Origin of the sequence: Yoonia sp. R2-816 (assembly GCF_046762905.1) — a bacterium.
Lineage (GTDB): Bacteria > Pseudomonadota > Alphaproteobacteria > Rhodobacterales > Rhodobacteraceae > Yoonia.
This window is the reverse complement of record NZ_JBKQXN010000352.1, coordinates 58,755-77,461: the sequence shown is the minus strand read 5'-3', so window position 1 is coordinate 77,461 and position 18,707 is coordinate 58,755. Positions and strand designations below refer to the sequence as shown.

At 59.4% G+C, this 18,707-nt stretch carries 13 protein-coding genes; 5 read left to right on the top strand and 8 right to left on the bottom strand.

All coding sequences use genetic code 11. The features are described from left to right. Window positions 1-89: 89 nt before the first annotated feature. The 3 genes from ACFWW2_RS26925 to ACFWW2_RS26915 form a co-directional block, all read right to left on the bottom strand. Window positions 90-2,699 (bottom strand): Hint domain-containing protein, encoded by a 2,610-nt coding sequence (locus ACFWW2_RS26925; RefSeq protein WP_393933805.1) that lies wholly within the window; start codon window positions 2,697-2,699, stop codon window positions 90-92. Between the two features lie 163 nt (window positions 2,700-2,862). Further along, the gene (locus tag ACFWW2_RS26920) at window positions 2,863-7,119 is read right to left on the bottom strand and encodes a translocation/assembly module TamB domain-containing protein (protein WP_393933803.1); all 4,257 of its coding nucleotides are present in this window, start codon (window positions 7,117-7,119) and stop codon (window positions 2,863-2,865) included. Further along, window positions 7,116-8,852, bottom strand: coding sequence for an autotransporter assembly complex protein TamA (locus tag ACFWW2_RS26915; protein ID WP_393934129.1), 1,737 nt, complete (start codon window positions 8,850-8,852; stop codon window positions 7,116-7,118). Before ACFWW2_RS26915 ends, ACFWW2_RS26920 begins: the two co-directional genes overlap by 4 nt. Before the next feature lie 174 nt (window positions 8,853-9,026). Between ACFWW2_RS26915 and ACFWW2_RS26910 the strand changes: the two genes are divergently transcribed. Both ACFWW2_RS26910 and ACFWW2_RS26905 read left to right on the top strand, forming a co-directional pair. Next, complete coding sequence (locus ACFWW2_RS26910) at window positions 9,027-10,673, top strand: hypothetical protein (RefSeq protein ID WP_393933801.1); 1,647 nt, start codon at window positions 9,027-9,029, stop codon at window positions 10,671-10,673. Next, a complete protein-coding gene (locus ACFWW2_RS26905; protein ID WP_393933799.1) occupies window positions 10,649-11,212 on the top strand; it encodes a hypothetical protein in 564 nt (187 codons plus the stop codon). Before ACFWW2_RS26910 ends, ACFWW2_RS26905 begins: the two co-directional genes overlap by 25 nt. Here ACFWW2_RS26905 and truA read toward each other — a convergent pair. Next, complete coding sequence (truA, locus tag ACFWW2_RS26900) at window positions 11,125-11,955, bottom strand: tRNA pseudouridine(38-40) synthase TruA (protein ID WP_393933797.1); 831 nt, start codon at window positions 11,953-11,955, stop codon at window positions 11,125-11,127. The genes ACFWW2_RS26905 and truA overlap by 88 nt on opposite strands. A 95-nt stretch (window positions 11,956-12,050) precedes the next feature. Between truA and ACFWW2_RS26895 the strand changes: the two genes are divergently transcribed. Genes ACFWW2_RS26895 through ACFWW2_RS26885 form a run of 3 tightly spaced genes read left to right on the top strand, consistent with a single transcriptional unit; the run spans window position 12,051 to window position 14,880 of the window. Next, the gene (locus ACFWW2_RS26895; protein WP_393933795.1) at window positions 12,051-13,463 is read left to right on the top strand and encodes a YcjX family protein; all 1,413 of its coding nucleotides are present in this window, start codon (window positions 12,051-12,053) and stop codon (window positions 13,461-13,463) included. Window positions 13,464-13,498: 35 nt separating this feature from the next. Next, entirely contained in the window at window positions 13,499-13,894 is a 396-nt protein-coding gene (locus tag ACFWW2_RS26890) for a GNAT family N-acetyltransferase (protein ID WP_393933793.1), read from the top strand. Further along, window positions 13,891-14,880, top strand: a complete 990-nt coding sequence (locus ACFWW2_RS26885) for a YcjF family protein (protein WP_393933791.1) — start codon at window positions 13,891-13,893, stop codon at window positions 14,878-14,880. Before ACFWW2_RS26890 ends, ACFWW2_RS26885 begins: the two co-directional genes overlap by 4 nt. Here the strand turns inward: ACFWW2_RS26885 and ACFWW2_RS26880 are convergent. From ACFWW2_RS26880 to ACFWW2_RS26865, 4 genes are all read right to left on the bottom strand, one after another. Then, complete coding sequence (locus tag ACFWW2_RS26880; protein WP_393933789.1) at window positions 14,877-15,851, bottom strand: DUF2125 domain-containing protein; 975 nt, start codon at window positions 15,849-15,851, stop codon at window positions 14,877-14,879. The genes ACFWW2_RS26885 and ACFWW2_RS26880 overlap by 4 nt on opposite strands. 75 nt (window positions 15,852-15,926) lie before the next feature. Continuing rightward, window positions 15,927-17,114, bottom strand: a complete 1,188-nt coding sequence (locus ACFWW2_RS26875) for an ATP-binding protein (protein ID WP_393933787.1) — start codon at window positions 17,112-17,114, stop codon at window positions 15,927-15,929. 146 nt (window positions 17,115-17,260) lie between these two features. Further along, window positions 17,261-17,923 carry a response regulator transcription factor gene (locus ACFWW2_RS26870; RefSeq protein WP_393933785.1) on the bottom strand — a complete coding sequence of 221 codons (663 nt, stop codon included), beginning with the start codon at window positions 17,921-17,923 and terminating at the stop codon, window positions 17,261-17,263. Window positions 17,924-17,983: 60 nt separating this feature from the next. Continuing rightward, the gene (locus tag ACFWW2_RS26865; protein ID WP_393933783.1) at window positions 17,984-18,706 is read right to left on the bottom strand and encodes a hypothetical protein; all 723 of its coding nucleotides are present in this window, start codon (window positions 18,704-18,706) and stop codon (window positions 17,984-17,986) included. Window position 18,707: the final 1 nt, after the last annotated feature.

The window sequence follows — 18,707 nt, the reverse complement described above, 5'->3', positions numbered from 1 at the left end:
AAAATCGTCGACCTGCCTGAAGCAGATCAACAAGACGACGGATATAAATGCGCGCTTCAGTGCCATTTGGTCAGCATATGGTGATGCGATCAGCCCTGTTCTGAAAACAGCACCTTGGCGTTTTTGATGTGCCGTGCGACCAGATGCTTGGCGTGCTTGCCCTTTGGTGTCAGGCGCGCAAGTGGTCGGTTCATGATCGGCACATCGCCAAAGATTTCCTGAATTTCCTGTTTGGCGTCCGGGCTCATCGCTTTCATGGCTTCGGGGCCGGTGTAGAGCGTTTCTGCCAAGGCGCCATCAGCCTCTACAATTTCATGGTCGTCGCACATGATGTGGTAGTAGGTGACATTCTTGATGTCCGTGGCGATCTCGATCCCCTCCACCTCAAGCAGGTGCTTGGCCGGAATCAGGATTTCGTTGGTGTCGAACATCCGGATCGCCACTTTGGATTTCACAAGGATGCGGTGTTGGGGCGACACGACCAGATCACGGGACGGGATCCCATCGCCCAGCGCACCGGCCCTGATCCGGATCGGGCGCAGATTGGGTTTGTTCGCAAGGGTTGTCGACCCGAGCTTTTCATGCCCGATCCAGCGGATCGGCTGCTGGCCATGGTCGCAGGTTTCGACAAGATCGCCCACCTGCAGGGATTCGACGGGGCACAACCCATCAGCCGTCCGGATCAATGTCCCATCAGCAAAACAGACAATGGAAAAGTCGATGTTTTCGAAGTTCTGGAAGGCGATATTGCCGACCTGCCCGTCCTCATCCCCGCTGCTGATCTGATATTGCCCTGCCGGGCCACGGTCGATCCCGTTATCGCCAGCCAGCATTTGGCTGAATGTCGGCTCGCCCGGTCCGCCGAATGAGATCGGGGCACTACCATCCTTGGGCAGGAACACACCAACAGCCGTGTCGTCAATGCCGCTGACATCACCGGCCATCAGGCCAGAGGCGGTCAGGGTGATGCTGTCATTCTCTTCCAGCGCCTCGTCAGCGATGAAGGTTTCGACGCTGGTAATCGTGTCGGTGGTGCCGTCGAGGGATTTGATGACAGTGCCATTGCCGTCATCATCGACATTCACAGTGATCGTTTCGCCGACCAGCGATGTGCCTTGTGACGCATCATAGGTGTCGCTGCCAGCGCCGCCATCAATTGTGTCGGTGCCGGAACTGATGGCAATTGTATCGCCATCGTCGCCGCCGTCGATATCATCATCGCCAACGCCACCATCGATAAAATCCGCACCGGTTCCGCCGGAAATCGTGTCGCTGCCCTGTTCACCAAAAATCGTGTCGGCCCCAACCCCACCATCGATTGTATCGTCAAAGCTGCTGGCCAGATCGGAGGGGACGGTGTCAAAGAAGATCTCGGTCAGGTCGATACGCTGACCGCCCGGTTCGAGGTTGCCATAGGAAATCTCGATCGAGGAAACCGGCCCTGCGATTTCCACCAAGAGAGAACTTGCCGCCGTGCCGGGATTGCTGTTCCCGCTGCCATCAATAGCGGTCGCCGTGTCGTTGCCGGCAATGCCATCGGTGTCGGACAGCACCATGTTGGCACCGCCTGTCAGTGTCACCTCAACCGGATTACCATCGGCGTTGAACGCCCGGATCGTGACGATATCGCGCCAACCGGAATCATCGATATCGTTCAGGCGGAAATTGACATTCTGCACCTCGTCATCGACGAGCGGATCATTGGACGAAAACGATATTGTCGTGGTTGAGGTGTCGCCGGTTCCGTTGCCGCTGAGCAAGATCGCGTCGTTGGTGGTCGCGTCGCCGTTGTTCAGCCCATCGGTGAATTGTGTATCGGAGTTGTTGAAGGAAAATCCGGCAGCCGGTGTACTTGGGTCATCGTCTGCAAAGCTGAGCGTGACCTGCATTGTGCCGGTGTCCAGGCTGACGCCACCACTGAGGTCGTCGCCGTCATCGATGGCTGTGCCATTGCCGCTGGGGTCTGGAATTGTGCTGAAATCCGTCCCCTCGGTGTTGATTTCGGCAGGATCAATTGTGGAGTCGCCCCGGATGACGTCAGCACCGTCGCCGCCATTGATGATATCATCGCCAGCACCGCCATAAACGGTATCGGCACCGCTACCGGCGTTGATCGTGTCGTTGCCGCTGCCGCCGTCGATCGTATCATCGCCACCTTCGGCGTTGATGGTGTCATCACCGGCCCCGGCAAAGATTTCATCCGCCCCTGTCAGATCGAGGTTGGAATAGGGCGCGTCGTCAATAACCTCGTCCTGCGACACCAGATCGGCGTAAGGAACCTCGTCCGGGTTTGGCGTGAAATTGACCGTTCCGACCGTTGCGATGCCCGCTGGCAGGTTTGGTGGCAGGATTGTGAAATCGACGCTGCCGCCGCCAGAATCTTCCTCGAAATGGTAGCCGGTGAATGTCTGACCGGCGATGGTGAAGGTGAATGACGATTCCAGATAGAATGTCTGACCGTTGAAGATAACAGTGCCGTCCGACTGTCTGGCAAAGACGAACTGATCGCCCTCTGCATCCTCGGAATCCTCCGTGGAATTGGAACCGCCATCGCTGTCGCCTTCGATCACAAGATCGCCGGTTCCATCGACCATCAGGATTTCAATCGGGTCGGTGGCAGCAGGGTCAAATGTGCCGGATGGGTTTTCGGATCCGAACAGGTCGGAGTTAAGGTATCCCGTGTAAGATCTGATCGCCATCGACGGCCTTTCCGCGCACTCTTTACCCACCACTCAATGGTTGCCCAAACCAATAAAATCGGGCGAAATCTAGGCGTTACGTTACCGCCACCTAACTTTTAGACAGGTTTTCGTTCAGAAAGTGTGAAGAAAATCTCCGTTTCACGCGGAGGTGGTGCAGTCGTCAGTAATCCCGCTCGAAGAATATCCCGATGCTGGTATCGCCTTCCTGATCGACACTGCCCTTGGCCGTGATCTCGTTGGTCAGATCCAGGTTGAGGTTGATCTCGGTCCCGCCTTCGCTGGTCACGGTCACATCGGTGTAGACATTTTCAGATAGATATTTGCCTGCCCGCAGCGCTGTGGCCCCTTCTTCATCGGTCGTGACATCAAAATCATCTAGCCCGATATTGCGCCTGAGCCGATCCACGGCGCCCCCGCCCCGCCCTGCCAGCGTGCTGATCGCCGAGGCCAGTTGCACAGCCTGTAGCGGGCTGATGCTATCGAGATCGCGCCCAAAGATCAGTTGTGAAAGCACCTCGTCCTGGGGCAATTCTGGCGTGGATTCAAATCGGACTTCAGGTTCGCCAGCGGGACCTTCGACGATGATGTTGATTGTTGTGCCGTTGTCGGTCTGGGTTGTCGCAACCAACCGGATAAAAGGGTCGAAATCACCTTGCAGTGTTGCGCTGCCTTCGGTCAGTTCGAACCGCTGCTGCAAGATGTCGATCCTCCCGCGCAAAAGCTCGAACCGGCCCACCGGGATCACGTTGTTCGAGGTGCCTGTGATGCTGAGGCTACCGCCCAGCTCCGCGTCAAGCCCGCGCCCCCGGATGAAAATCCGCGACGGTGCGTTGATAACGATATCCAATGGATAGCTGCGTCGTGGACCTGCCCGACTGTCCGCGCTACTGCCGCCGCTTGCGCCATCCACGCCAGCGCGGACCAGCGTTCTTTGAACGGCGGCGGATTGGCCGATATGGCGCACCTCTGGCAGATCGCCCAGCGTGCTAATGCTGGAGGATGGTACCTGAATATCCGTCTGCCCCAGTTCCAGCCGACCAACGACACGCGCGCCGCCCTGCAACGGTCCATTGACCGTGATCGTCCCTGCGACAGAGCTTGAATAAAGCTCGGGGTCTTTCAGCACCACATCACGCAGGGCGACGGTAATGCTGGCATTATTGGGGCCCGTCAGGCTGACGGGACCGGCGAGGGTCACGCCACCCCCGGCCTCAACATTGGCGCGCATATCGATCTGCGCATTTCCATCCCGCAGCCCGATCTGCCCACCGATATCCGTCAGCGCCTGTGCCAGTGTCGGGGCCGCTAGACGGCCATTGGTGAAGGTGATCTGCCCGCCCAGTGAGCCGATCTGCGGTGGCCCATTCACAGACAGATCGAAATTGGCGGTTCCGCTCAGCCGTCGTGGCTCAAGCGCGGTGTTGGCCAACGCCAATGGCGCGTTCCCGTCGATATCAAGGTTCAGTTGCAGGTCCGGACTGATCTGTCCTGCGATGTTGGCGGCCAGTCCTCCGGGACCGGTGCCGGTGGCATCAATACCCCAAGTCCCATTATCGTCCAGCGTCGCCTCGCCCCGCGCCCGAATGGGCCCACTGATCTGGTCGGTCAAAACACCAACGTCGCGCAAACTCGCGTTGAACCGTCCCTGTCCGATCCCGGCGCGCCCGTTCAGCGCCCCCACGATCGAGAATTGTGGCGTCGTTGCTTCCAACGTGGTGACCGATAACGTGCCATCATTCAAAGCAATTTCCGTGTTCACCCGCCCCGTACCGCGCAACAGCACGTCTGCTGTTGGGTTCCCGATAGCCAGATTCTCGCTGCGTAGGTTGATTTTGGTGTCGAACCGCGACAGGTCCGGCACGACAGAGCCGCTTGCTGTCAGGCCGACGCTGCCTGATACAGGCTGGCCGATCAGCGCCTGATAGGCCGCCAAGTCATCGACCTGTGCTGTCAGATCACCGCTGATCGCGTTATTCGAGCGGGCGATGACAGCATCCAGCGTAACGTCGACACCCGGCCCGTTTGCAGCAATGTCCACCGCCAAATCATCGTCGTCGGTTGGCACGCCATCAATTCGGACAGTGATTGGCCCGCTCAATGACGGGCCAATCAAGGCCGCGTCGTTGATCCGCAGATCAATGTCGGCACCTGTCGGACTAAGCCCGTCGATGCTGGCGTCACCTGCCACCCGCACAGCAGGCGTCACCAAAAGCAGGTCGGACACCTGAAAAATATCGGCGGTCGGTCTTGCGATTGCGGCTGTAAACTGGCCCACACCATCAAGAAACGGATCCAACCGGTCGATGCCGGTGGTCACATTCGTCGTTTGCCCGGCAATATCCACGTCAAAACGCAAGCCCTCGGTCAACAACACGCCGCCCAGGGTGAAGCGGGCTGCACCGCTCAGCGGGCGCTGCGCCAGATCGGCATAGCGCGACAGATCACTTACGCTGGCCGAGAGCGCTGCATTGACGGTTCGCCCGGTTTCCGAAGGATTAACGGTGCCTTGTGCGTCAAGTTGTGCGGCAGGCCCGGTCCCTTCAATATCAAAGTCGATCACGCCATTTGCGGCGGCCTGTACGGTGCCGGATACCTGCGCTGGCCCGTCAAGCTCGGGCAGCACCACTGCCACGTCATTGAGCCGGGCGCTGAATTCGGCATCGCTGCCATCGCTGGTCAGGGCAGCGCGGGCGGTGATCTGTGCTGCGTCAGTGCGGATCAGCAAGCTTTCCAGCCTTGTTCCATCCGCATCGCGGACCGCACTGGCCGACAGGCTGCCTGCCCCGGCAAGCACCGCATCAGCCTGCGGGATACCAACGCTGAGATTTTCGGTCCGTCCTGCGATGGTCACGGCGAATAAGCCGTCGAGCGGGGTGACGTCAGCCAGGCCGGTCAGTTCTGCCGCACCGCCGATCTCTTGCCCGATCAGGGTCGAAAAACGACCTAAACCAGCAACGTTCACGGTGGCCGTCGCGTTGGCCTGCAATCCGTCACGGGGACCCTGTATTGTGGCTTGCGCGCGGGCTTCTATACCGGCTCCGCTGAGGGTAAAGCGCGTTATTTCCGTGGGCTCACCTTCGACGCGTGATGCCTCAAACGTGCCGGTGACGGCGTCGCCCAGCGCCTGTGCAGCGCCAGCATCGTCCAGTTCCAGACCCCGCGCACCATAGCTCAGGGTAGCGGTCACAAGTCCTTTCTGATCGCCTTCACCGTTGCGCAGAACACCACCGCCCTCAAGCCCGAGTTCGTCGATGAACAGGCCGGGCCGGTCGAGGTCATCAACAGTGATTTTTGCGGTCCAGTCATCGGACAGACTACCGTCATAATTGATTGCCAGTCGCATACTGCTGACAAAAGTTTCCGGACCGGCAATGGGCAAAAGCACCGGTTCGCTGCCCCTGACGATGCCGCCAGACAGGCGAATGCGTTCTGGCCAGCCCTGTGCACCCACCTGCAGTGCGCCGGACAGGTTCAGCCGCTGGGATTCTAAACTAAGCGCGGAAACATCAATGCGCCCATCATTGGTCTGGCGCGCTTCTACGTAAAGCTGCGCGTCATTGCCGAAAAAGCTTTGATAGGCGGGATCGAAAAGCGGTGTAATGTCACCGCCGACATCCAATGTGACCAGACGTTCCGCCCCATCATTTGTGAGAATGAAATCGCCGGTCAGACGGTCTTCGCCTGCGGTGGAGATCGCCAGTGTCGCCGCAAAATCATCAAGCGGCGCATCGCCTTCGATGCGTAGCCCGATGGCGGGTCGCCCGGGTAGATCGAGGATGCGCGCGGCAATGCCATCTGGCCCCTCTTCAAGGTTCAGAAGCAGGCCCAGAACCCTTGTTTCATTGGCGTAGCTGCCATCGATTTCAAAGATCCCGCGCTTGTCGCCCAGCCGTTCAGCAACCACATTGGCGGATCCTTCCCCGCCGCTGAGTTCGGCCGTGCCCCGCAGGCTGATGGCGATGGGTTCGCCCAGAAATGCCTCGCCCAGTTCAATGCGACCGATCTGCAATTGCTGCAGCGACACGCTAACCGGCAGTTCGGGCAGGGAAAATGGCTGCGCCTCGGGTGATGGTCCGGTGTCTTCAGACACAGGCGGGCGCGATACGATGATCCGTTCAGCACTGATTTCATCCACGTCAATGGCCCCGCGCAAAAGCGCGCTGCGCGTCCAGATGAGGGTGATATCTTCCAGTGTCAGCCACACACCTTCGGCATCGGCGATAGTCAGCACGTCAATCGTGGCTTCGGAACTCAGCGCGCCTTCGAAACCAATGATGTTCACCTCGCGACTGACACCTGACAGGTTATCCTCGATCAGGGAGGCGATGTAGCTTTGATCCTCTTCCTCCTGCGTTTGCTGGGCATGAGCCAGAAACGGGGCAAACAGTAAAGTGATGATCCAGATCAGATGTCTCAAAACGCTTGTCCGATCCCGATGTAAACCTCGACCCGTTCGCCTGCGTTGTCGCCGCTGGCCGGGGTGCCGATATCCAGGCGGATCGGGCCAATACCGGTTTCATAGCGCAGGCCGATCCCGGCACCAGCGTGCCAATCCCCATCGTCGAGCGGCGTTGCTGTTTCACCCACGTAACCGGCGTCGTAAAAGCCAACCAGCGACAGCCGGTCACGTAGACCAAAACGTGCCTCTAGCTGGGCACCGGCAAAGGATGCGCCACCGGTGCTGACTGTCTCGGTTCCAGATACCCTGTCGATACCCAGCGATTGATAGGGTTGCCCCCGGACTGTGCCGCCACCACCGGAATAAAACAGAAAGTCGGCCGGAGCTTCATCCAAATCCGGTCCCACAACGCTGCCCACCTGCCCACGCGCCGCAAGGGTCAAGCGTTCGCCAAACGTGTAATAGGTCCTGGCATCAGTGAATAGCCGGACCCCTGTGATCTCACCGTCGATGCTGATGAAGGGCGTGGTGGAGACGTCGATATAGTAGCCGTCTTTTGCGTTTGTTTCATTATCCCGCCGGTCCAGCGTCGCTTTCAGCGGCAGGGTCAACAATGTGTATTCGCGGTTGCCAACATCGCTTTCCTCGCGGGCCCGCAGGAGGCCCACACCAACCTGCACAGTCAGATCATCATTGATGATCCGGGTGAAGCCGGTTTCGACCGCGATCTTGTCGAGTAGATAATCCGGTTCATCCTCGCGGGAAATCTCACCTGACAAGAAGTATTCCGTGTCTGCTCCGAAGGTCGCGGGTCGGGTGAATTTGCCCCGCAGAGAATAGTCGATACCACCGGTTTCGCCGTTGATGCCTGCCACCTCTCCGTCGATACGCAACCGTTCTGCCCCGCCAAGCAGATTACGATGCAGCCAAAACGAAGACACAGTCAAACCTTCGATAGAGGACAATTCCAAACCAAAACCGATCCGGCGCGGCTTGGATTCGACCACTTGCGCACTGATGGGCAGCGTATCGTTGGGGCCAACCGTATCGCTTTCGGTGAAAGCCACGCTGTCAAAGGCCCCCGTGCGCCGCAATCGCCGCTCTGCCGCCTCCATCGCGGCGGGTGAATAAACCTCACCCGTGGGCAGGCCAGCAATCTCCCGGATCCGTTCGGTGCGCACATCGTCGTTGCCGCGGATCGTCAGCGGGCCGAATGTCAGCCGCGGGCCGGTCTCGATATTCACGGTCACATCCAACCGGCTATCGTCATGGCGCGCGACGACTTGCTGGCCCGCCACCCGCACCTTGGCGAAGCCTTGATCGCGCCAACTGCGCAGGCCAGCACCGACGGCGCTTTGAATTCGGTTTGATGCAGCGGTGCGGCCCGGCGAAAACTCTTCCGGCAGGGTCGCAGTAGGTGGAAGTGGGGTAATACTGGCGGCTCCAAATGTGAACTTTGGGCCGCTGTCAACGGTGATGACGACGCTGTTGATCACTGATGGCGCAGCGAGCGGCGACAGATTTGCCGCCTCAGCCCCATCAATCGTGATTGAAATTGTGCCGCCGTAATACCCTTCCGCGTAAAGCGCTGTCAGTAGACGGCGGTAATCCGCACGCGCGGCGGCGATATAGTCTTGCGGAACGGCATCATCGTCCAGTTGCCGTAGAAGAGAAGCTTCGCTGAGCGCATCACGCGCGGTTTCTGCGACCAGCCGCACCTCTTGCGCAGCCGCGCTGCTGGCCCAGGCCATCGCGGCCAGCAAAACCAAGACTCTGTGCGGCACTGCGTTAGCCCCTTTACTTGTCACCCGGCCCCATACTGAAGGATAACCCCGCTAACCGCCACAGGTTCCACGCGAATTCACACAAGCCCATCGTCACTTTTTGGCTAGGTCCCGTCACAAGGTGGCGCTAGTCTGCGCGGAATGAAGGATCACAGCTCACCCGCACAGGTCCCGCTGCGGCAACCTGAAACCGTGATGCGCTTGCGCCGACTTGGCGCGAGCTTCCCCACCCGTTTGTCATTTCTGCGCAGCCTGATGCGGGCGTTGGGCGCTGATAACGTCAAGGTGCATCGCCCGATATGGGAGATTGACGCAAAAGGGTTTGGTCACGCGGTCTATACCTTGCGGTTTCGCAGCCATGACTATGCACTGGTGGCTGTTTCTACCGAACTGCCGGATGAAATGCGCACTGACCGGGTGATCGCGACGGCGTGGGATACGACCTATGTGCTTTATGACGGTGTTCCGGACCAGGCCGAGATTGACCGGATCGTCGCCAACGCACCCCTGCAGGAGGCCGCGCGCTTTACCCATCGCGATCTTGTTCTGAGCCGGGCCAACAAATCGGTCCGCCTTTTCGATCATGTGGTGCAAGCCCTACGGGCGGGGCGGCAGCCTGATCCCGATCTGGTCCACAAGACGGGCTATCTGATGCGCACCACCGCCGTTTACGGCAACGGAAAATTCGGCATTGCAGATCGCACCCATATTGCCGAACGCCCCGGTCTGGACGGACCCTTCATGGCTGAAATGCTGACGATCTGGCTGATCCGTGGTTTCACACATGATCTGGTGGAACATGTCGGGGGCGCCGCACTCGACCGCGCGACCAAACGCCATCTGGGGATTGGGAATGCAACCGGTCTCGGTATGGCCCCGTTTCTGGTGAACCACCCGCTGTTGCTGGATGCCTGGATACAGGTTCGCGAGATTGCATTGGCCCGCGTGCGCGCCATCGCGCAACTGGAACCACACGATATCTCGCGTATCTATGAATTGGTGGCCCGGGCGGCACAGCATCTGGCGGAATGGAAGGTACCAGACCCGTTGGCCGCCGAACGGATCGCCACCATACGCTGCGAATGGCCCGCTTTTGCGGATGCGCTGACCCCGGACGCATTGATGGCAAAACGGCCCATTGATCGGATCATCAGAGAGAGCAGCCAATGGTCGGTTGATACGCAAGAGTTGATCATCGCGCTGATGCTGGAGCCATTTGGCGACCTGATTGATGAACTGACCTGCTGCATGGCTACGCCGTTTGTCCCGCGACTTGACCCCGGCATGCCCTGTCAGAAATTACGGGATCTGATTGATCGCGACTGGGCCTGGGCCTGCGCCGTCGACTTTGATGATCCCCAGGCCTGCGCCCGCTTCTGGTATGTCTCCGAGGAAAAACTGGAGCCGCGACTGGGTCATCGCCACAGCGAAGCAGGTGCAGAGCTGGAAACGCCGCTGGATATTGCCCGGCAGGTAAAGGCACTGGCGACCGATCTAACCGCTACGGGAAATGTGGCAACCTTTCTGGCGGCCTTCCCACATCATCGTGCAGCGGTCCGCCGGGTGCAGACGCTGGAACGCCATCCTTACGGCGAAATCCGCGACAACCTGATTGATGCCGATTGCCTACCCATCGACCTTCTGCGTTGCAAGCTTGCGTTTTTCGGGGCTGCCAAGTTCGACCCCAAATCTGATCTGTGGACGCGGATCACATTGGCGCAGGGCGCGCCGTTGTTTGACGAACTGGACCATGCCGATGACTGGTGGTTGCCGGTGGCACCGTCATGATGCGCGCGCTCAGCGAAGTGGGCGCCATCGTCCACAAGGCCGCGCTTGGCGCCGGTATCCCCGTGGGACAGGCCGATGACCTCGCACGCACCGCCGTGCATATGGCTGGGCATCGGGAAGCGCTGAAGCCGATCGTGGACGCGCTGACCGAACCGCAAGAGGCGGTTGATGTGGCGTGGGGCGGTGACCGGCTGGTGATCAAGGCGGGCCATGCGGCGATGACTGCACCGATCGTCAAAGACGGGTTTGCCACCGGGGTGCGCAAGGTCCGTTTGTGCCGCCCCAGCCATCTGTCGCTGGTCATCGCGATGTTGGCAGAGGCGGGGATGCAAGTGCAGGCTGATGGAACATTGATTGAAAAGATCGGCTTTGCGACACCTGACCCTGTCATGGGCCCGGTCGATGTGCCGGCCGAAATCTGGAACGCTTTCGCGACGCTAGCCGCCAAGACCTATGTCCCTGCATCCGAAACATCGCGGTCAGGTGGGGCTGGGGCTGGCCTGACTGACAATGATTGGGCGAACGGATCGGTCGGATAGCGCACCGCTGCCAGATAAAGGCCTTGTGGCGGACTGACCGGGCCGCACCTGCTACGGTCCCTCGCCTCCAGCGCGGCTGTGACATCATCAGGTGTCCACGCCCCGGCACCGATCCGCTCCAGCGTGCCAACAAAGCTGCGCACCTGATTATGCAGAAATGACCGCGCCCGCACGTGAAATCGGTACTCCATTCCGAACCGCCGGGGGATCGTTTCGACCCTTAGTTCATCCAGTGTCTTGACCGGGCTTTTGGCTTGGCAAATGGAGGACCGGAAGGTTGTGAAATCATGATGGCCCACCAGCCTGTCAGCCCCTTTTTGCATCGCATCTGCGTCCAATTCATGGTTCACGCGCCACATCTGTCCCGCCTCTGACGTCAGCGGCGCCCGGCGCGAGATCAGGCGGAACAGGTACTGCCGTTCGACCGCGTCGAAACGGGCGTGCCAATCATCTGGAACTTGTGCGCAAGCGAGGATCGCGACGGGATCGGGTTTCAGATGGTAATTCAACGCCTCTGACAGGCGAAACGGGTCCCAATCCTTGTCCAGATCGCAATGGGCGACCTGACCTGTGGCATGAACGCCCGCATCAGTCCGCCCCGCAGCAGCAATCGTGTGATCGCCCGGCTCCAGCTTGCCCAGCGCCCGTTCAATCGCGCCTTGCACCGACGGCAGGTCCGTCTGCCGCTGCCAGCCTGCAAACGGGGCACCATGATATTCAACCAAAAGAGCATAACGAGGCATTTCGGTGGCTTAGGGCCGCACCCCGGCAAAATCAATCCCTACACAACCCGGTCCAGCAGCCCTATCTTGCATCGCAAAGGTCAAAGGGGCAGCCAGTGGTCATCGCAACAATCGCCGATCAGATCGCACGCGGTATCGAAGGCGTGGCCGATACGCTGACCGCGCCGTTTTCCGATCCGGTCATCCGGCTGGGGGTCACGGGTCTTTCCCGAGCTGGTAAGACGGTTTTAATCACGTCACTTGTGGCTAATCTGATGGATCGTGGTCGTATGACCGGGCTGGCCGCTGCGGCCAACGGTGCGATCCGCACCGCATATCTGCAGCCACAGCCTGATGATACGGTGCCCCGTTTTGCCTATGAGGCACATTTAACCCGGCTGACCGCACCTGAACCGTCATGGCCCGAAGGGACAAGCCGTATCAGCGAGTTGCGCCTGTCCTTACGGGTCCAGCCCAGTGGATTGCTGTCCGGTTTTTCCGGGCCACGTACCGTACATGTCGATATCGTGGATTACCCCGGCGAATGGCTGTTGGATCTTGGCCTTCTGGATCGGACATATCAGGACTGGTCAGCAGGGGCGTTGGAGCGGGCCAAGGGGCGGCCCGGCGGTGATACTTATCTGGCCACAGTTGCAGACAGCGACGCATCTGCAAAGCTGGAAGAGCCTAACGCGCAGGCCCTGGCCGAAAGCTATACCGCGCATCTGAAAGCGTCGCGCGAGGCGGGGTTTTCAGACTGTTCGCCCGGACGTTTTTTGCTGCCCGGCGACATGGCCGGATCGCCTGTGCTGACATTTGCCCCCCTGGAGGGTGCCAGTTTCCCCCGCGGATCGCTGGGGCGCGAGTTTGAGCGACGCTTTGAAAGCTACAAACGCAATATCGTCAAACCATTCTTTCGCGACCATTTTGCCAAGATCGACAGGCAGATCGTGCTGGTCGATGTGCTGGGCGCGATCCATGCCGGCCCCGCTGCGCTGGACGATCTGCGTACGGCCATGGCACGCATTCTGGGGGCGTTCCGGCCGGGGCGAAATGCCTTCCTGACCCGGATCTTTCAGGGACGGCAAGTGGAACGCATCTTGTTTGCGGCCACCAAGGCCGACCATCTGCATCACAGCCAGCACCCGCAACTGACCGCTATCACTGAGGCACTGTTGCGCGAGGCAAAGGATCGGGCCGATTTCGCAGGGGCCAAGACGGCCGCGATGTCGATTGCCGCCTTGCGCACGACGGTCGAAGAAACAGTGGAGCACCGGGATGGCCCGCTGGATGTGGTGCGGGGGCGGTTGCTGGAAAACGGCAAGCAGGCGGCGTTCTACCCCGGCAAGCTGCCCGCCGATCCGTCACATCTGTTGGCCCCGGCGCGTGAAGGGTCGGACAAATGGCTGGATGCGGATTACAGCATCATGAACTTTGCGCCTGCGCCACTAACCTTGCGCCCGGGCGACGGACCACCCCACATTCGGCTGGACAAGGCCGCGCAGTTCCTCCTCGGTGATCGCCTATGATTTTGCGGGCGGCAACAAATCAGGATGTGAAGGCGATGGCGCAGATTATCGGTGACTGGTTCACTGCGACGCCATTTGTACCGCGCCTGCATACCATCGAAGAGGACCGTTGGTTCATCGGCCAAGCCGTTGAAAAGGATGATGTTATCGTTGCGGATGATAGCAGCGTGAAAGGATTTGTCGTGCGCAACGGTACAGAGATCAGTCAACTTTATCTAGCAGCCGCAGCACGGGGCCTTGGTATCGGCTCTGCCTTGCTGGAAAAGATGAAGACGCGGTCAGACCAGTTATCGTTGTGGTGTTTTCAGCCAAATACGGGCGCGCGCCGGTTCTATGAACGACACGGGTTTATCGCCGAAAGGTTTACGGACGGCGCCAAAAATGAGGAACAGGTCCCCGATATCCGCTATGTCTGGAGGGCTGGGTCATGAGCCGTGGACCTGTACTGATCGATCTCGAAGACGCCGAAGACGCCAAGCCAGAGGCTGCCCCTGCTGTCCCCGACATTGTCGGCCCTGAAAAGGCGGCAGCGATGCAACAGGTCGCCGCATTGGCGGCCCGCCGCCCGTCCCGCTTAACGCGATGGTTCTGGTCATTGGCGGTGGCGCTGATTGGCTTTGTCGCCTCGCTTGCTGCATGGGATTACGTGACCGGTTTGCTGGAACGGTCCGTCATCCTTGGCGGGATCGCCACGGCGCTGGTGATTTTGCTGGTACTGGTTCTGCTTGTCGTGGCCTTGCGGGAACTGGCGGCCTTTGGCCGGTTGCGCAGGCTGGACACGATTCAGCATCAGGCGGCAGATGCGTTGGCCGCATCGGACCTGAAAGGGGCTCGGGCGGTGATTGCCGCGCTCGACCGGCTTTATGCGGCACGCGAAGACACGGCGTGGGTCCGCGCTGAATTGACTGAGCGACAGGCGGATATTCTGGATGCTGATGGGTTACTGGGCCTCGCTGAAACGACATTAATCGCGCCACTGGACGCCCGCGCGATGCGCGAGGTCGAGGCGGCGGCCCGGCAGGTGGCCACGGTCACAGCGATTGTGCCCATTGCCTTGGCCGATTTGTTCACAGCATTAACCGCCAATCTGCGGATGATCCGCAGGATTGCGGAGGTTTATGGCGGGCGTGCCGGAACGTTGGGCAGTTGGCGATTGACCCGATCCGTGCTGACACATCTGGTCGCAACAGGTGCCGTAGCCGTAGGCGATGATCTGATCGGGTCAGTGGCCGGTGGCAGCGTGCTGTCTAAAGTATCGCGCCGGTTTGGTGAGGGCGTCGTGAACGGCGCCCTGACGGCGAGGGTTGGTGTGGCAGCGATTGAGGTGTGCCGACCATTGCCGTTCCACTTGGCCAAGCGCCCGTCTGTGACAGCATTGGTGCGCCGGGCATTAACAGGTTTGTTCGGGCGAGACTAACGCAACCGCGGCGCCGGTCCGATGGGCAACGGCCCGACTGACATGAATCCGTTTTGAAAACTGATCGGCAGTTCCAGCGTCTGGCCCTCTTGCGCCATGGTGCTGGCCATATTGGTGATTGTCGGGGCCACGCCGGGTTGGATCGCGCCGGCATTCACCAGTAGATCAATAATCTCGCGCCATTGATCGGTTTTGATTGTGATCCGGCCATCAGGCACGCCCAGCGCATCAATATCAATGGTTCCTGCGGCGGCCAGGGCGATATCACCCCAGTCAATGGCAAACCTGTTCAAGGTGAAAGACTGTGCAAGAGGGTTCGCAGCGTGTCGATCCAATGGTTGATCAAGCGTGACCTGGCTGTCCAAAACCAAACGATCAATCACATCAGTCAGTTGGTTCTTGGGATCAATTTGGGCAATCAGGTCGGCTGGCAAGATTAGACCATCTGCATCCATGTAAACATCATAGGTATTGGCCGCATCGGCGGCGCGGGTGGCAATCAATGCCCGCTCAAGCGCCGCAACCCAGCCGAAATCCGACGTGACCGACAAAGCGCCACTTTCAATTGTGGCCGAGTCAAACGATAGATCGGTATTGGCCTTCACCCCTGCACTGGCGCGCAAATCCTCCGTCATTAGCTGCAGGGTCTGGTCGCCCAAACGCAGGTTGTGATCGGGCGGGAAGGCGGCAATCACCTTGTTGGGCTGGTAGCTGAGCGCGAAGACCTGCAGGAACGGGGCCTGCCAAGACCAAAGGCCATCTGCAGCTGTTAAGGTCAGGTCGGTGACGCTGGTGTCGAAGCGCGACGGAAAACCGACCGTCTGCAGGGCGCTGTAGGACACGCCCCACCCGTCTTGCTGCGCCTGTTCGATGGCTTGCAACGCGCCCTGCTCAACCGAACGGGCACCGTAGAACCAGTATCCGCTGTAAAGCGCGCCAAGGATGAGCACCAGAAATGTCAGTTTGCGCATTATTTGGCCCCGATGATTTGCCGCCAGTGTCTAGCGTTGTGGGGCCTGTAGGGCCAGCGCGATGATGAGGTGGTGTCACAGACCGGAGGTTTTCAGCCGGACCATGGCCAGGAGCCCGCCAAGTTCCCGCGCTTCGCCCAAAGAAATCTTGCCACCATATGCGTGGGCGAGGTCGGCCGCGATTGCGAGACCCAGCCCCGTACCCGGCTTGGACGTATCCAACCGCTGCCCGCTGAGAGTAGCCAGTCCGTAATCATCTTCAGAAATGCCCGGACCATCATCTTCAATCAGGATTTCAACCTCGTCATCCGCCTGTTTTGCCGCGATGTAGATCGTACTCTCTGACCATTTCATCGCGTTATCCATCAGATTGCCAATGACCTCTTCAAAGTCGTTCTGATCCATCCGAACCCGCAGACCGGGATCAATGGCGGAAGTGAGTGCTTTATCCTGATTGCGTGCCAGCGCGCTGAAGGCGCGGGTCATGCGGCCCAGCGAGGTATCCAGGTCGGTGTAGGTGTGCATGGCCGCACTGCCTCCATCGGCACGCATACGGGCAAATGACCGTTTCAACTGGGCATCAAGACGGTCCAATGCCTCAATCGACGCACCCATCGGCTGCCCCGCCTTTGCCAGTTTTTCCAGTTCGTTGCGCACGATGGCCGAAGGCGTTTTCACCGCATGCGCCAGATCAGCGGCCTGACGGCGCGAGCGGCTCACAATTTCGCGGTTCCGTTCCAAAAGCGTGTTGATATCTGTCACAAGCGGCGCGACCTCAATTGGATAAGCAGCCGCATCCAGATCACCTTCGGTATCCCAGCGCGACAGCACATCGCGGCGGAGATCGTTCAGAGGGCGTAGGGTCGTTGATGCCTGTAAGAAAGCGCCAATGACACCGAGTGTCGCAATCAGACCAAAAGCCAGAACCAGATTACCGCGCAGCTTTGCTCTATCTTCAAACAGACTTTGCAACGACGCTGCCACCTGCACATGCCAGACCGACCCATCTTCCAGCGTGAGCCATTCTTCGATCCGGCGCAGTCGCTCGCCTGTCGGGCCGACAAAGTTCCCAATCGAAATGCGGCCGATCTGCGGACCCGGACGCGGCAAAAGCGTATCAACCAAAGAGGCTGAAACGTAAATCCCGCCATCAGGACCTTCGACCTGCCAGTATTGACCAGAGAAGGGCTGCCGATAAGCCGGATCACCGATGCGGTTTGCGATTTGATCTGGATTTTCATAGGCGTTGGCGACTTCGATCACGGCTTGTGTGTGGCGCGTGATCAATAGCTCGTCAAAGCGCGCTTGTGTCTGAGTATCGAGATATGATGCAAGCCCGAAGACGCCGATGAGGATGGAGCAGATCGCCCAAATAATCCCGCCGACAACAGCCCGAGTCCGCAAGGACCTCATGCAGCAACTTTGATGACGTAGCCGCGGCCCCTGACAGTTTCGATGAGTTCGTTGCCCAGCTTCTTGCGTAGACGGTTGACGAAGACAGCGATGGTATTGGAATCTCGATCGCCATCGTATTCGTAGATATGCTCCGACAGCTCGGTTCGGGACACCAGACGATCTGAGTTATGGAACAGGTAAGACAGAACCGCAATTTCCTGGGCCGTCAGTGTAGCCGGAATACCATTCAACGTCACTTGGTTGCTGCGCGTATCAAAGACCACATTACCCTTTTCAAACACGGGGTTTGTCTGGCCTGACTTGCGTCGGATCATGGCCCTTACACGGGCTGACAGCTCTGGCATGTGGAACGGCTTCGTCAGGTAATCGTCAGCACCGGCATCAAGTCCGTCAACCCTGTCGGACCATCCATCGCGCGCCGTCAGGATCAGCACCGGCGTGTCGATCTGCTTGGCGCGCAGATTCTTGAGAACGGTCAGGCCGTCACGTTGGGGCAGGCCAATGTCCAGAACGATGACGTCGTAAGGTTCCGTCTCTCCCAGAAACTGGGCTTCGGCACCGTCATGGACAACGTCAACAACACGGCCTTCAGAGCAAAGAACGCTTTTGATTTGGCTTGCGAGCACATGCTCGTCTTCTGCAAGTAATATACGCATAACGATGTGGCTAATCTGCCCTAATGTCTTTTTTGGGGCAAGTTTTTGGCTGACCTGGCGTTATCCTCGGCCATTTCCGCGGCCATTCCCGCCGCCGCTGTTGCCACCACCGTTACCGTTGCTGCCGGCACCGCTACCGCCGCCATTGCCGTTTCCGTTATTGCCACGGCCGTTGCCGCCGCCGCCACTGTTTCCACCGCCGTTGCCGTTGCTTCCGGCGCCGCTGCCGCCGCTATTGCCGCCGCCGTTTCCACCGCCGCTATTGCCGCCGCTGTTGCCACCACCGTTTCCGTTGCTTCCGGAACCGCTGCCGCCGCCATTTCCATTGCCGTTGCCATTGTTGCCATTGCCGTTCCCGCCGCCATTGCTATTGCCGCGATTCAGCAGGCCACTGGACGTGTTGCGACCGTTTCCGTTGGACTCCTTTGCAGTCGTAACGGCGCTTGGCGTGCGTGAAAGCTCGGTTACTTGGCGTCCAGCGCGAGATGTAGGTGTAATTGCGTGTCCGGTGCTGCCATCAACCATGATCGTTCCAAGCTGACCGTCGGGCTGGCGAACAAGCGCCCGGTAGGCGAGGATACCATCAACCAGAAATGCACGTACTTCGACGACCTGACCACCGGTATATCTTTCTACCCCGTTGATCAGGCGTGACGTTGCAATAACGTCAGAAGACGCAACAACGGACCGCAGCTCGGTTTGAGAGAGCTCCTGGATGTCGGCAAACGATGCCGAAGGCGCTAACCATGTTAGCATCACGAATGTCGGCAGCCACGATTTCATG